Origin of the sequence: Streptomyces sp. NRRL F-4489 (genome assembly GCF_001509485.1) — a bacterium.
In the GTDB taxonomy this organism is placed as follows: domain Bacteria; phylum Actinomycetota; class Actinomycetes; order Streptomycetales; family Streptomycetaceae; genus Streptomyces.
Map to the genome: position 1 here is coordinate 1 of NZ_LLZI01000254.1, position 13999 is coordinate 13999.

Consider the following 13999-nt stretch of genomic DNA (forward strand, 5'->3'; position numbering starts at 1 on the left):
GGCCGGGGGGGGGAGGGGGCCCCGGGGGCCCTGGAGGTGGGGCGGTGGCCCGGTCCGCTGCGCCCCGTACGCTGACCGGGTGACGAACTCGCACGCGGAGAACGCGCAGGACGGCCAGGACCGACCGGACGTACCGGGGGCACCCGGCGAGCCGGCCGCACCGCGGGCGGCGGAGGCCCGCGGGGAGGCGGCGGGCGCGGGCTGGAGCGGCGGGGATGCCGACGTTCCGGATAGCGCCTCGGACGGTGGCCCGGGTGGCGTTCCGAGCAGCGGCCCGCAGGGGGCCGGTGGTGGCGGTGCCGGGGACGAGGCGACGCGGCGGCTGGCGAAGGCGGTGCTGGCGGCGGAGCAGGCGCTGATCGAGTTCGAGATCGCGGTGGAGACCTTCCGGATCGAGGTGGAGAACTTCTCCCGGCTGCACCACCAGCGGCTCGGCCCGATGTACGCGCGGCTGGACGAGCTGGACGCGCAGATCGCGGAGGCCGTGGCCAGGCGTACCGGCGATCCCGAGGACATCCGCAAGGCGCGGGAGGCGCGCGCCTCGGTGCTGCCGATGCCGGAGGTGGAGGAGCTGTTCCACGGCTGGCTCGGGTCGGAGGGGCTGTTCCCGGAGGCGCAGGCGATGCTGACGGACCAGCCGGTGCGGCCGCCGACGAAGGTGCGGCCCAGCGAGGAGGCCCGCAAGGTCTACCGCGATCTGGTGCGCCGGGCGCATCCGGACCTGGCGCGGGACGACGCGGAGCGGGCCCGGCGGGACGGTTTCATCGCGCGGGTCAACGCCGCCTACGGGCGGGGGGACGAGGCCGAGCTGCGGGAGCTGGTGCGGGAGTGGGAGGCCGGTCCGGTGCCCGCCGAGCGGCAGCCGTCCGAGGCGGAGGAGCTGTACGCGCGGCTGGAGTGGCTGGCCGAACGGAAGGAGCTGCTGGCGTCGGTCGCGGCCGATCTGGAGGCGAGCGCCATCGGTGCGATGATCAAGATGGCGCCGGATGATCCGGACCGGCTGCTGGACGAGATCGCCGAGAAGCTGCTGGCCGATGTGCGGGAACGCGAGGAGCACCTCGCGCGGCTGGTCGGGTAGCGTCGGGGCCATGCAATTCGGTTCTGTGCCCACGGTCGGTGTCGACGCTCTCGCGCCCGGGGACTTCCTGCTGGACGTACGCGAGGACGACGAGTGGGAGGCCGGCCACGCCGAGGGCGCGCTGCACATCCCGATGAGTGAATTCGTCGCGCGTTACGGGGAGTTCACCGAGGCCGCGCCCGAGGGCGGCAAGGTCTACGTGCTGTGCCGGGTCGGCGGGCGGTCGGCCCAGGTGGCGCAGTATCTGCTCCAGCGGGGCATCGACGCGGTGAACGTCGCGGGCGGTATGCAGGCGTGGGAGGCCGCCGGGCGCCCGGTGTCGGACGGCAAGGGCGGCGCGGGGACGGTCATCTAGCCGTCGCCCCCGGCCGCCGGGGCCCGGCCGCCGGGCCCCGGCCGCCGGGGCCCGGTGCGAACGCCACACTCGGCCCCGGTACGAACGGCACGTCGGCCCCCGGCGCGAACGGCACAGCCGTCCCGGTGCGCCCCGCCGCCCGCGCCCACCCGCCCGCCTTGATCACCCCAGCCCAGCGCACCCCGCCGGCCCCCCGCGCCCCCGCGCCAACCTCACCCCGGCGCATGCGCCGCCAGCAGGTCGCCGAGCGCTTCCTCGTGAGCGGCGGCCGGCCCGAGGGAGAGTTCGAGGTGCTTGGCCCAGGCGTGGTAGCGGTGCAGCGCGTAGTCGGTGTCGGCGCCGAAGCCGCCGTGCAGGTGCTGGGCGGTCTGGACGATGCGGCGGACGCCTTCGGAGGCCCAGATCTTGGCGACCGCGATGTCCGCCGCGCGCGGCAGGGGGCCCGCCGCGCCGGGGGTGAGGCGCCAGGCGGCCTGCCAGAGGGTGGCTTCCATGGCGCGCAGGTCGATGTAGCGGTCGGCGGTCTGGACGGCGACGGCCTGGAAGGTGGCCAGGGGGTGGCCGAACTGCTCGCGGGTGGCGGTGTAGCGGCTGGTCATCTCCAGGACGCGGTCGCCGAGGCCGAGGGCGAGGGCGCAGGTGCCGGTGGTCAGCAGGTCGCGGAGGGTGTCCCAGGCGGCGGGGTCGGTGAGGACCTCGGGGGCCTCGGCGGGGACGGCGTCGAGGCGTATCTCGGCGTGGCGTTCGCCGGTGGTGGAGATCTGGTCGGCGAGGGCGATGCCGGTGCGGGTCCGGGGGACGAGGGCGAGGACGGGCTGCCCGGCGGGGGTGTGGGCGGGGAGCAGGACGCGGTCCGCGGTGGCGGCCCAGGGGACGGCGGTGTGGGTGCCGTCGAGGGTCCAGCCGGTGCCGTTCCGGTGGGCGGTGACGGCGAGCGGCGCGGGGGCGTGGCCGGTGCGGCCGGCGGACGCGGCGGTCAGCACGAGGTCGCCGGTCGCGATCCGGGGCAGGACGTCGGCGCGCAGGTCGTCGGTGGCGTGCTGCTGGAGGGTGTGCGCGGCGGCGTAGGTCTCCAGGAGGGGGACGCGGGCGAGGGCGGCGGCGGATTCCCGCAGGACGAGGCAGAGGGCGAGGGGGTCCAGGCCGGCGCCGCCGTGTTCGGGGGCGACGGGGAGGCCCAGCAGGTCGGCCCGGGCGAGGGTGCGCCAGAGGGGGCGGTCGAAGTCGTCGGCGACGGGGCCGTGGGTGAGGGCGGGGCTGGGGACGGTGTCGGGGGCGACCGCCGCGAAGACGGTGTGTGCCGCTTCGGCGGCGGCTCGCTGTTCGTCGGTGAAGGTGAAGTCCACTGGTCCGTCCTCCCGCGCGCCGGATTCCGCCGGGCACCGTTCCGTGACGGGGCGCCGAGTCACGGTCCCCGACGGATCGTTTCTGACGGTTCGTCAAGTTAGAGCAGGCGGCGGGAATTGGGAACGGTGCGAACGGCAGCGGGCGGCCGCGAACGGTGCCGGGCCCTCCTCAGCGGTCGAAGTCCAGCTCGACCTTCTCCGTGGCGGGGTGGGACTGGCAGGCCAGGACGTACCCGGCGTCGACCTCGTCGGATTCCAGGGCGAAGTTGCGGTCCATGCGGATCTCGCCATCGACGAGGAAGGCGCGGCAGGTGCCGCAGACGCCGCCCTTGCAGGCGTAGGGGGCGTCGGGGCGGTTGCGGAGCACGGCTTCCAGGAGGGATTCGCCGTCGTGGACGGGCCAGGTGCCGGAGCGGCCGTCGAGGGTGGCGGTGACCGTGCTGTGCGCGGGTGCGGGGCCTGCGGGGGCGGGGGCCGCCGCGCCGTTGGCTATGTGGAAGATCTCTTCGTGGATGCGGGCGCGGGGGACGCCGAGGGCGCGCAGGGCCCGTTCGGCGCCCTGGACGAGGCCGTGGGGGCCGCAGAGGAACCAGCCGTCGACGGCGGCGGTGGGCAGCAGCGCGGGTACGAGGGTGCGCAGGCGGTTCTCGTCGAGGCGGCCGGAGGGCAGGCCGGTCTGCCGTTCCTCGCGGGAGAGGACGGTGACGAGCTGGAAGCGCTGCGGGTAGCGGTCCTTGAGGTCGGCGACCTCCTCCAGGAACATCGTGGAGGCGGTGGTGCGGTCGCTGCGGATGAGGCAGAACTGGGCGTCCGGTTCCTCGGCGAGGAGGGTGGCGGCGATGGAGAGTACGGGGGTGATGCCGCTGCCGCCGACGATGGCCGCGAAGTGGCCGGGGCGCGGGGTGAGGGTGAAGCGGCCGGCGGGGGCCATGACGTCGACGGTGTCGCCGGGGGCGAGTTCCTTGAGGGCGTACGGGGAGAACGCGCCGTGCTCGACGAGGCGGATGCCGACGCGGAGGACGGGGTCGCCGGTGGCGGGGGTGCAGACGGAGTAGGTGCGGCGGATCTCCTGGCCGTCGATCGTCGCGCGGAGGGTGATGTGCTGCCCGGGGGTGTGGCGGAAGGCCGTGCGGAGTGCGGGCGGGACGGTGAAGGTGACGGCCACCGCGTCGTCCGTGAGCCGCTCGATCTCCTTCACCCGGAGCGGGTGGAACATCACAACTCCTTGAAGTGGTCGAAGGGTTCGCGGCAGGTCTCGCAGCGGCGCAGGGCCTTGCAGGCGGTGGAGGAGAAGCGGCTGAGCAGGGTGGTGTCGGTGGATCCGCAGTGCGGGCAGCGGAGGGTGAGGTCGACGGGGACCGGTCCGGTGCCGGTGGTGGGGCGGGGCGGGGCGATGCCGAACGCGGCGAGCTTGCGGCGGCCCTCGTCGGTGATGGCGTCCGTGGTCCAGGGCGGGCTGAGGACGGTGCGGACCTCGACGCGGGGGATGCCGTGGCCGGTCAGGGCGCGCCGTATGTCGGCGGCCATCGCGTCGAGGGCGGGGCAGCCGGTGTAGGTGGGGGTGAGGGTGACCTCGACGCGGTCGGGGCCGGTGAGGCGTACGTCGCGGAGGACGCCGAGCTCGGCGAGGGTGAGGACGGGCAGCTCGGGGTCGGGGACGGCGCCGGCCAGTTCCCGGAGTTCGGCTTCGAGGGCGGTGTCGGTCACCATGTCGCCCCCGGGTGGCTGCGGTGGAGGTGCTGCATTTCGGCGAGGAGCCGGCCGAAGGGCTCGGTGTGGATTCCCTGCCGTCCGCCGCCGGCGGTCCAGCCGCTGCGCTGAGGGCCTTCGGGGAGGGTGAGGGTGGCCCGTTCCAGGGTGGCGGTGATGCGGGTGGCCCAGGTGGCGCGAAGGTCCTGCCAGGGGACGGTGTCCAGTCCTTCGACGGGGTCGAAGAGTTCGCCGGTGAAGCGCCAGAGGGCGTCCAGGGCGCGCTGCATGCGGGTGCGGCTCTCGTCGGTGCCGTCGCCGAGGCGGACGGTCCACTGCTCGGCGTGGTCGCGGTGGTACGCGGTTTCTTTGACGGCTTTGGCGGCGAGGGGGGCGAGCTCGGTGTCCCCGGTGGCGAGGTGGGTGTGGAGGAGTTCTTGGTAGGTGGAGAAGTACAGCTGGCGGGCGATGGTGTGGGCGAAGTCGCCGTTGGGCTGCTCGACGAGCTGGACGTTGCGGAACTGCCGTTCCTCGCGGAGGTAGGCGAGGTCGTCCTCGTCGCCGGCGAGGGAGAGCAGGACCCGGGCCTGGCCGAGGAGGTCGAGGGCGATGTTGGCGAGGGCGACCTCTTCCTCCAGGACGGGGGCGTTGCCGGCCCATTCGCCGAGGCGGTGGGAGAGGATCAGCGCGTCGTCGCCGAGGGGGAGGGCGGGGGTGGCGGTGCGCGGCGTCACAGGTGCTGCACCCCCTCGGGGATGTCGTAGAAGGTGGGGTGGCGGTAGGGCTTGTCGCCGGCCGGTGCGAAGAAGGGGTCCTTCTCGTCGGGGGAGGAGGCGGTGATCTGGTCGGAGGGGACGACCCAGAGGGAGACGCCTTCGGAGCGGCGGGTGTAGAGGTCGCGGGCGTTGCGCAGCGCGAGCTGGGCGTCGGGGGCGTGCAGGCTGCCGGCGTGGGTGTGGGAGAGGCCGCGGCGGCTGCGGACGAAGACTTCCCACAGGGGCCAGTCGGCCGGGCCGGCGGGTGCGGCGCCGGTGGGCTCGGTGGGGTGCGCGGTGGTCATCGGGCCGCCTCCTGCTGGTGGGTGCCGGTGCGGGGTGTGCGGGCGGCGTGCTTGGCGGCGTGGGCGGCGGCCGCTTCGCGGACCCAGGCGCCGTCCTCGTGGGCGCGGCGGCGGCGGCCGATGCGTTCGTCGTTGCAGGGACCGTTGCCCTTGAGGACTTCGTGGAATTCGGTCCAGTCGATGGGGCCGAAGTCCCAGTGGCCGCGGTCGTCGTTCCACCGCAGGGCGGGGTCGGGGAGGGTGAGGCCGAGGGCTTCGGCCTGGGGGACGCAGATGTCGACGAAGCGCTGGCGGAGTTCGTCGTTGGAGTGGCGCTTGATCTTCCAGGCCATGGACTGGGCGGAGTGCGCGGACTCGTCGTCGGGCGGTCCGAACATCATCAGGGAGGGCCACCACCAGCGGTTGACGGCGTCCTGGGCCATGGCGTGCTGGGCTTCGGTGCCGCGGCTGAGGGTGAGGAGGAGTTCGTAGCCCTGGCGCTGGTGGAAGGACTCCTCCTTGCAGACGCGGACCATGGCGCGGGCGTAGGGGCCGTAGGAGCAGCGGCACAGGGGGACTTGGTTGGTGATCGCGGCGCCGTCCACGAGCCAGCCGATGGCGCCGACGTCGGCCCAGGTGAGGGTGGGGTAGTTGAAGATCGAGGAGTATTTCTGGCGGCCGGTGTGGAGCTTGTCGAGGAGTTCGTCGCGGCCGGTGCCGAGGGTTTCGGCGGCGCTGTAGAGGTAGAGGCCGTGGCCGGCCTCGTCCTGGACCTTGGCCATGAGGATCGCTTTGCGGCGCAGGGACGGTGCGCGGGTGATCCAGTTGGCTTCCGGCTGCATGCCGATGATCTCGGAGTGGGCGTGCTGGGCGATCTGGCGGACCAGTGAGGCGCGGTAGTCGTCCGGCATCCAGTCGCGTGGTTCGATCCGCTCGTCCGCGGCGATGGTGGCGTCGAACAGGGCTTGCCGTTGGCCCGTGTCCTCCGGCGCGATCGTCGTCATGTGGTGCCCCCTCCTCCCGACCGACCGATCGTTCGGTTCAATGGTGAGTGGCCGGACCGCGGGTGTCAAGCCTGTGGATAACCGGCGGAAGGTGTGCGGGGAGCGGCACCCTAGGTACCGTTCCGGGGCGGAATGGTCCGCACGAGGACTCGAAACGGGGCGGGAATGCAGTCATACGGGGACGAATCGCGGCCACTGTCCGCGCTGTCGCTGCCCTCGCGCATCGTCATAGGAACGGCGGCCGGCGGTATCGCGGTGGCCGTCCTGATCCATCTCGCGATGGTGTTCCTGCACGTCGCGCCGTCGAACACGGTCAGCAGGCAGCAGTCCGCGCTGATCAGCGACTACATCTACCCGGAGTACGAGCAGAACTGGAAGCTGTTCGCACCCAACCCGCTCCAGCAGAACATCGCCGTCCAGGTCCGCGCCCGCCTGACCGAGGGCGACGGCACGTCCCGGACCACCGGCTGGACCGACCTGACCGCCCGCGACGGCCGGGCCGTCCGCCACAACCCGCTGCCCAGCCACACCCAGCAGAACGAGCTCCGCCGCGGCTGGGAGCTGCTCTCCGGCACGCTGGACGCCAAGAACCGCACGACCGGCGAGCGCGGCGGGATGTTCGCGCGCTACTTCCGCCGGATCGTGATGCTCCGGATGTCCGGGGAGTGGACCCGCGGCGGCGCCCGGGTCGAGGAGATCCAGCTCCGCTCGCGGACGACTCCGGTGGTGCCGCCGCCGTGGTCCGCCGAGAAGGTCAGCGACAAGCCCGCCTACCGCGTCCTGCCCTGGTGGCCGATCACCGCGGGCGACCTCCCCGAGGGAGCGACGAACCAGTGACGTCACCGATGCCGCAGCAGCCGCCCGCCGCCCCTCGGGACACCGGCGCCCCCGCCGCCCCCGGGGAGCCCTCGGCCTACCAGGAGACCCGCATGGAACGCGTCATCGGGCGCGGCTTCGCCCGGGTCACCGCGCGGGCCCTGGCCCCGTACCAGACCGCGGTCATACGGATCGGCTTCGCCGGCACCTGGCTGCTGTTCCTGCTCCGCGAATGGCCGCACCGCCAGGAGCTCTACGGGCCCGCCGGCCCCTTCGACTTCACCATGGTCCGCCAGCTGCTCACCGGCAACCACGGCTTCTCGGTGCTGCTGTGGTCCGGCAGCGGCGGATGGTTCCAGCTGGTCTACGTCCTCGCCATCGCCGCCGCCGCGCTGCTGATGCTCGGCTGGCGCACCCGCACCATGTCGGTGCTGTTCATGGTGGGCGTGATCTCGCTCCAGAACCGCAGCGTCTTCCTCGGGGACGGCGGCGACAACGTCCTCCACCTGATGTCGATGTACCTCGTCCTGACCCGGTGCGGGCAGGTGTGGTCGCTGGACGCCCGCCGGGCCCGCCGGGCGGCCGCCGCCGGCATCCCGCAGAGCGGCCCGGACAGCCCCCGCGACCTGCCCGGCATCGTGCTGTGGGCGGTGCTCGGCCTCGCCCTCGCCGCGGCCCAGCTGGCCGGCGCCCCCGGGCTGACGTGGTTCGGCCACGGCCCGTTCCCGCACTTCGGCTGGAGCCTGGCCCTGTGGGGGCTGTGGGCGGCCCACGGCCTGTGGTGGGCGGTGCGCCGCTTCGCCCCCGGGGAGCCCCGGACGGTCCTGGACACCCTCGCCGTCCTCGCCCACAACGCCGGCCTGCTGGTGATCATGGTCGAGGTGTGCCTCGTCTACGCCACCGCCGGCTGGTACAAGATCCAGGGCACCCGCTGGCAGGACGGCACCGCCGTCTACTACCCGCTGCGCCTGGACTACTTCTCGCCCTGGCCGGACCTCTCCCACCTGCTCGGCGGCAACGGCCTGATCGTCATGCTGATCACCTACGGCACGGTGATCGTGCAGGTCGCCTTCCCGTTCACCGTCTTCAACCGGCGGCTGAAGAACGTCCTGCTGGCCGCGATGGTCTGCGAGCACCTCTCGATCGCGTTCCTGCTGGGCCTGCCGTTCTTCTCCCTGGCGATGATCACCGCGGACCTCGTCTTCCTGCCGACCGGCTTCCTGACGTGGTGCGAACGGCGCGGCTCCGCCCTGCGCCGCCGCCTCTTCCCGCCCCGCGCCGCCGCCCCGGACCGGGCGCCCGCCGGCCCCGCGCCGGAGGCCGCCGCCCGCTCCGCCGGCGAGGGCCCTACGCTCGTGGGGTGAGCAGCGAGAACACCGCCCCCGCCGAGCCCCTCCAGTACGACGAGGGGTACGGGCCCGCGATCGGCGTCGGCCCGCACCCCGAGCCCTGGCCGCGGGACGCCCGCTACGACCCCGAACTGCTCGCCCACGGCGACCGCCGCAACGTCGTCGACCGCTACCGCTACTGGACCCGCGAGGCGATCGTCGCCGACCTCGACACCCGCCGCCACGACTTCCACGTGGCCGTCGAGAACTGGAGCCACGACTTCAACATCGGCTCGGTCGTCCGGACCGCCAACGCTTTCCTCGCCAAGGAGGTGCACATCGTCGGGCAGCGCCGCTGGAACCGCCGCGGCGCCATGGTCACCGACCGCTACCAGCACCTGCGCCACCACCCGGACACCGCGGCGCTCACCACCTGGGCCGCCGCCGAGGACCTGCCGATCATCGGGATCGACAACCTTCCCGGCTCCGTGCCCCTGGAGACCACCGCGCTGCCGCGCCGCTGCGTCCTGCTCTTCGGGCAGGAGGGCCCGGGCCTGACCGAACAGGCCCGGGAGCACGCCTCGATGGTCTGCTCCATCGCGCAGTTCGGCTCGACCCGCTCGATCAACGCCGGGGCCGCCGCGGCCATCGCCATGCACGCCTGGATCACCCGGCACGCCCGGCTCCAGGACCTCTGAGCGGACGGCCCGGGCCGCCGGAGCCCGGGCCGGGAGCCTCACCCCTCGCGCCGCACCTCCACCGTCCGGAAGCGGTTCGCCACGAACGCGCCGTCGCACAGCACCGCGTTGGCCGCCGGATTGCCGCCCGAGCCGTGGAAGTCCGAGAACGCCGCCGTCTGGTTCACGTACACCCCGCCGGTCAGATTCAGCGACAGCTGGGCGCACTCCTCCAGGCAGGCGTCCTCGACCAGCCGCTCCACCTCCGGGGAGGTGGTGTACGCGCCGACCGTCATGGCGCCCTTCTCCCGGACCGTGCGGCGCAGCAGCGCCACCGCGTCGGCCACCGCGTCCACCGCCACCGCGAACGCCACCGGGCCGAAGCACTCCGACAGATACGCCGCCTCGGCCTCCGGATCCGACCCGTCCAGCTTGACGATCACCGGCGTGCGGACCGTGGCCTCGGGGAACTCCGGGTTCTTCACCTCGCGGGAGGCCAGCGCCACCTCGCCGAACCCGGCGGCCTCCTCGATCCGCGCCGCGACCTGCGGATTGACGATCGCGCCGAGCAGGGCGTTGGCCCGCGCGTCATCGCCCAGCAGACCGCTGACCGCGCCCGCCAGATCGCTGACCACCTCGTCGTACGACTTCGGGCCGGCGTCCGTGGCGATGCCGCCCCGGGGGATCAGCAGATTCTGCGGGGTGGTGCACATCTGGCCGCTGTAGAGCGACAGGGAGAACGCGAGGTTGGCGAGCATGCCCTTGTAGTCGCCGGTGGACTCGATGACGACGGTGTTGACCCCCGCCTTCTCGGTGTACACCTGGGCCTGGCGGGCGTGCTCCTCCAGCCAGTCGCCGAACGCGGTCGAGCCGGTGTAGTCGATGATCCGGACCTCGGGGCGGAGCGCCAGGGTCTTGGCCAGGCCCTCGCCCGGCCGGTCCACCGCCAGGCACACCAGGTCGGCGGGGAAACCGGCCTCGGCCAGCACCTCCCGGGCCACCTGAACCGTCAGCGCCAGCGGCAGCACCGCCCGCGGATGCGGCTTGACCAGCACGGGATTGCCGGTCGCCAGGGAGGCGAACAGGCCCGGATAGCCGTTCCACGTCGGGAAGGTGTTGCAGCCGATCACCAGGGCCACCCCGCGCGGCACGGGCGTGAACGTCTTGGCCAGCTCCAGCGGATCCCGCTTGCCCTGCGGCTTGGTCCAGGCCGCCTGCCGGGGGGTGCGGGTCTGCTCCTCGTAGGCGTACGCCACCGCCTCCAGGCCGCGGTCCTGGGCGTGCGGCCCGCCGGCCTGGAACGCCATCATGAACGCCTGGCCGCTGGTGTGCATCACGGCCTGCGCGAACTCATGGGTGCGCGCGCTGATCCGCGCCAGGATCTCCAGGCACACCGCCGCCCGCACCTCCGGCCCCGCCTCCCGCCACACCGGCAGCGCGGCCCGCATCGCCGGCAGCAGCACCGAGACGTCCGGATGCGGATAGGTGATGCCCAGCTCCGGGCCGTACGGCGAGACTTCCTCGCCCACCCAGTCGTCCGTACCGGGCTGGTCGAGGGCGAACCGCGTACCGCGCAGCGCCTCGAAGGCGGCCAGTCCGTCCTGCGGCGCGGTCTCGCCGTACGCCTTGGGGTGCTCGGGGTGGGGGGACCAGTACGCGCGGGTGCGGATCGCGTCCAGCGCCTTGTCGAGGGTCGGGCGGTGCTTCTCGACCAGCTGCGCTGCGGTCATTTCGGCGGTCATCGGTGACCAACTCCTCGTCGGCTGCGCGGAAAGAGAGAGAGGGAGGACTGGGAGTGACACGGCAACGGAGTTAGAGTAACCGAACGATCGGTCGGGGCAAGGGGGCCCGGCCAACCTGTGGAAAACTCGCTCGGGGAGGACGGCCGGCATGACGGCACTCGGCAGCGGCGACACCGTGGCAGTGGTGGGCACCGGCACGATGGGACAGGGAATCGCGCAGGTCGCGCTGGTCGCCGGCCACCGCGTACGGCTCCACGACAGCGTCCCCGGCCGGGCCGAGCAGGCCGCCGGCGCCATCCTGGGACGGCTGGACCGGCTCGTGGAGAAAGGCCGGATTCCGGCGGCCGCGCGGGACGCCGCCCGCGACCGCCTCTCCCCCGCCGCCGCCCTCACCGAACTCGCCGGCGCCGCCCTCGTCATCGAGGCGATCCTGGAGGAACTCCCCGCCAAACAGGAGCTCTTCCGCGCCCTGGAGGACATCGTCCCGGCCGACTGCCTGCTGGCCACCAACACCTCCTCGCTGCCCGTCACCGCCGTCGCCGGCGCGCTCCGCCGCCCCGGCCGCTGCCTGGGCCTGCACTTCTTCAACCCCGCCCCGCTGCTGCCCCTGGTCGAGGTCGTCAGCGGCGCCGCCACCGACCCCGAGGCGGCCGCCACCGCGTACGACACCGCCGCGGCCTGGGGCAAGACCCCCGTGCGCTGCGCCGACACCCCCGGCTTCCTCGTCAACCGCATCGCCCGCCCCTTCTACGCCGAGGCCCTGCGCCTCTACGAGGAGCGGGCCGCCGACCCCGCCACCCTGGACGCGGTCCTCCGCGAGGGCTGCGGCTTCCGGATGGGCCCGTTCGAGCTCACCGACCTCATCGGCCAGGACGTGAACGAAGCGGTCACCCGCTCGGTGTGGCACGCCTTCTTCCAGGACCCGAAGTTCACCCCCTCCCTGGCCCAGCGCCGCCTGGTGGAGGCCGGCCTGCTCGGCCGCAAGACGGGACGCGGCTGGTACGACCACTCCGAGGGCGCCGAGCCGCCCCGGCCGGCCACCGCCGCCCCCTGCCCGGCGCCCGCCGCGGTCACCCTCCACGGCGAGCTGCCCCGGCCCGCCGCCGTCCTGCCCGCGCTGCTCGCGGAAGCCGGTATCGAGGTCGTCCGCGCCACCGCCCCCGAGGGGCGCGCGGGCTTCCTCCGGCTGCCCGGCGGCGCCGCGCTGGCCCTGACCGACGGCGGCCCCGCCACCCGCCGCGAGGACGGCCGCGCCGTCCGCTTCGACCTCGCGCTCGACTACCGGGCCGCCACCCGGATCGCCCTCGCCCCCTCCGCCGCGGCCTCCGGGGCGGACGTGGCCGAGGCCACCGGCCTCTTCCAGGCGCTGGGCAAAGAGGTCAGCGTGCTCGACGACGTCCCCGGCATGCTCGCCGCCCGCACCATCGCGATGATCATCGACTTCGCCGTGGACGCCGCGGCCCGGGGCGTCGCCACCCCCGAGGACATCGACACCGCGATGCGCCTGGGGGTGAACTACCCCGGCGGCCCCCTGGAATGGGCCGAACGGCTCGGTGCCCCCTGGGTCCGCGATCTGCTGGACTCCCTGCACCGCCACAATGCCGGGGGGCGGTACGCGCCGTCCCGGGCGCTGCGGCGCCGTGCGGACCTCGAGGAATGGGTGCTCTAATCATGACCATGGCCAAGCGCGACGCCTACACACCCGATTCGCTGCTCGCGGTCTCCGTCGAGGTGTTCATCGAGCGCGGCTACGACGGCACGTCCATGGAGCACCTCTCCAAAGCGGCCGGCATCTCGAAGTCCTCGATCTACCACCACGTCCGCAGCAAGGAGGAGCTGCTCCGGCGCGCGATAAGCCGCGCCCTGGACGGGCTCTTCGGCGTCCTCGCGGAGCCCGGCGCCCAGGAGGGCCGGGCCATCGAGCGGCTGGAATACGTCACCCGGCGCGTCGCCGAGGTCCTGATGGACGAACTCCCCTACGTCACGCTCCTGTTGCGCGTGCGGGGCAACACCGACACCGAGCGCTGGGCCATGGAGCGCCGCCGCGAATTCGACCACCGGGTCGCCGGGCTCCTGAAGGAGGCCGCCGCCGACGGCGACCTCCGGGACGACGTGGACGTGCGGCTGGCCACCCGCCTGCTCTTCGGAATGATCAATTCCATCGTGGAGTGGTACCGCCCCGGGCGCGGCGACGCCGCCGGCCGCGACGAGGTCGCCGAGGCCGTGGTCCGGACGGCGTTCGCGGGGCTGCGGCGGGCTTGACGGGCCCTGGGCGCCTGCGGGCCGTACGGGCGCGCGAGCGGGCCGCGCGCGGCCGCCGCTAGCCCGTGCCCTCGCCCCACCCCTCCTCCAGCCCCAGGTCGGTCTCCTCGAAGACCAGCAGGGTGCGGGTGCTCAGCACCTCCGGGATGGACTGGATCCGGGTCAGGACCAGTTCCCGCAGTTCCCGGTTGTCCTTGGTGTGGACCAGCAGCAGCACGTCGAAATCGCCGCTGACCAGCGCGATGTGGGCGGCTCCGGGCAGCGCGGTCAGCTGCTTGCGCACGGTCCGCCAGGAATTCTGGACGATCTTCAGGGTGATGTACGCGGAGGCGCCCTGGCCTGCCCGTTCCTGGTCCACCAGGGCGCTGAAGCCGCGGATCACGCCGTCGTCGAGCAGCCGGTTGATGCGCGCGTAGGCGTTCGCGCGGGAGACGTGCACCTGCTCGGCGACAGAGCGTATCGAGGCCCGGCCGTCGGTGCGGAGCAGGCGCAGGATGGCGCGGTCGATGGTGTCCAGCGGGCGGGCGGCCGGAGGGGGCGGGGCGGGTGGTGCCGGCGGCTGCGCCCCCGGATTGGCCATCTGTTCCTCCGGCATGTGCTCCCGCCTCCCCTGGGTGGACTCCCTGCCTTCATCACAAGCTGTGGAGAACCGTTTGTCCACAG

The 13999-nt window shown here is 73.5% G+C and carries 15 protein-coding genes; 7 read left to right on the top strand and 8 right to left on the bottom strand.

Annotation, left to right across the window (positions count from 1 at the left end; translation table 11 throughout):
* Positions 1–79 precede the first annotated feature (79 nt).
* Positions 80–1078 carry a hypothetical protein gene (locus tag ADL22_RS25670; RefSeq protein WP_079064419.1) on the top strand — a complete coding sequence of 333 codons (999 nt, stop codon included), beginning with the start codon at positions 80–82 and terminating at the stop codon, positions 1076–1078.
* A gap of 10 nt (positions 1079–1088) precedes the next feature.
* On the top strand, positions 1089–1433 hold the full coding sequence (locus tag ADL22_RS25675) for a rhodanese-like domain-containing protein (RefSeq protein ID WP_066984465.1): 345 nt from the start codon (positions 1089–1091) through the stop codon (positions 1431–1433).
* A 212-nt stretch (positions 1434–1645) separates the two neighbouring features.
* On the opposite strand, the gene ADL22_RS25680 is transcribed toward ADL22_RS25675, so the two are convergent.
* From ADL22_RS25680 to paaA, 6 genes are all read right to left on the bottom strand, one after another.
* The gene (locus ADL22_RS25680) at positions 1646–2779 is read right to left on the bottom strand and encodes an acyl-CoA dehydrogenase family protein (RefSeq protein WP_066984468.1); all 1134 of its coding nucleotides are present in this window, start codon (positions 2777–2779) and stop codon (positions 1646–1648) included.
* A gap of 169 nt (positions 2780–2948) precedes the next feature.
* The gene (gene paaE / locus ADL22_RS25685; RefSeq protein WP_066984471.1) at positions 2949–3995 is read right to left on the bottom strand and encodes a 1,2-phenylacetyl-CoA epoxidase subunit PaaE; all 1047 of its coding nucleotides are present in this window, start codon (positions 3993–3995) and stop codon (positions 2949–2951) included.
* A complete protein-coding gene (paaD, locus tag ADL22_RS25690) occupies positions 3995–4489 on the bottom strand; it encodes a 1,2-phenylacetyl-CoA epoxidase subunit PaaD (protein ID WP_066984474.1) in 495 nt (164 codons plus the stop codon). The genes paaE and paaD overlap by 1 nt, the downstream gene beginning before the upstream one ends.
* Positions 4483–5202 (bottom strand): 1,2-phenylacetyl-CoA epoxidase subunit PaaC, encoded by a 720-nt coding sequence (gene paaC / locus ADL22_RS25695; RefSeq protein WP_066984477.1) that lies wholly within the window; start codon positions 5200–5202, stop codon positions 4483–4485. Before paaC ends, paaD begins: the two co-directional genes overlap by 7 nt.
* Complete coding sequence (gene paaB / locus ADL22_RS25700) at positions 5199–5528, bottom strand: 1,2-phenylacetyl-CoA epoxidase subunit PaaB (RefSeq protein ID WP_066984480.1); 330 nt, start codon at positions 5526–5528, stop codon at positions 5199–5201. Before paaB ends, paaC begins: the two co-directional genes overlap by 4 nt.
* Entirely contained in the window at positions 5525–6511 is a 987-nt protein-coding gene (paaA, locus tag ADL22_RS25705) for a 1,2-phenylacetyl-CoA epoxidase subunit PaaA (RefSeq protein WP_066984483.1), read from the bottom strand. The genes paaB and paaA overlap by 4 nt, the downstream gene beginning before the upstream one ends.
* A gap of 165 nt (positions 6512–6676) precedes the next feature.
* Here paaA and ADL22_RS25710 point away from each other — a divergent pair, with 165 nt between their 5' ends.
* From ADL22_RS25710 to ADL22_RS25720, 3 genes are read left to right on the top strand one after another with little or no spacing between them, the layout of a single operon-like run.
* Positions 6677–7348 carry a DUF5819 family protein gene (locus ADL22_RS25710; RefSeq protein ID WP_066984486.1) on the top strand — a complete coding sequence of 224 codons (672 nt, stop codon included), beginning with the start codon at positions 6677–6679 and terminating at the stop codon, positions 7346–7348.
* Positions 7349–7356: 8 nt separating this feature from the next.
* The gene (locus tag ADL22_RS25715; RefSeq protein ID WP_420711600.1) at positions 7357–8691 is read left to right on the top strand and encodes an HTTM domain-containing protein; all 1335 of its coding nucleotides are present in this window, start codon (positions 7357–7359) and stop codon (positions 8689–8691) included.
* Entirely contained in the window at positions 8688–9353 is a 666-nt protein-coding gene (locus ADL22_RS25720; RefSeq protein WP_066984492.1) for a TrmH family RNA methyltransferase, read from the top strand. The genes ADL22_RS25715 and ADL22_RS25720 overlap by 4 nt, the downstream gene beginning before the upstream one ends.
* Positions 9354–9391: 38 nt before the next feature.
* Here the strand turns inward: ADL22_RS25720 and paaN are convergent, their stop codons facing one another.
* Positions 9392–11074 (bottom strand): phenylacetic acid degradation protein PaaN, encoded by a 1683-nt coding sequence (paaN, locus tag ADL22_RS25725; protein ID WP_066984495.1) that lies wholly within the window; start codon positions 11072–11074, stop codon positions 9392–9394.
* Between the two features lie 148 nt (positions 11075–11222).
* On the opposite strand from paaN, the gene ADL22_RS25730 reads away from it, so the two are divergent.
* Together ADL22_RS25730 and ADL22_RS25735 are read left to right on the top strand one after the other, a co-directional pair.
* Entirely contained in the window at positions 11223–12743 is a 1521-nt protein-coding gene (locus ADL22_RS25730; protein ID WP_066984498.1) for a 3-hydroxyacyl-CoA dehydrogenase, read from the top strand.
* Positions 12744–12745: 2 nt separating this feature from the next.
* On the top strand, positions 12746–13336 hold the full coding sequence (locus tag ADL22_RS25735; RefSeq protein WP_066984501.1) for a TetR/AcrR family transcriptional regulator: 591 nt from the start codon (positions 12746–12748) through the stop codon (positions 13334–13336).
* A gap of 58 nt (positions 13337–13394) precedes the next feature.
* On the opposite strand, the gene ADL22_RS25740 is transcribed toward ADL22_RS25735, so the two are convergent.
* On the bottom strand, positions 13395–13931 hold the full coding sequence (locus ADL22_RS25740) for an Lrp/AsnC family transcriptional regulator (protein ID WP_066984503.1): 537 nt from the start codon (positions 13929–13931) through the stop codon (positions 13395–13397).
* Positions 13932–13999: the final 68 nt, after the last annotated feature.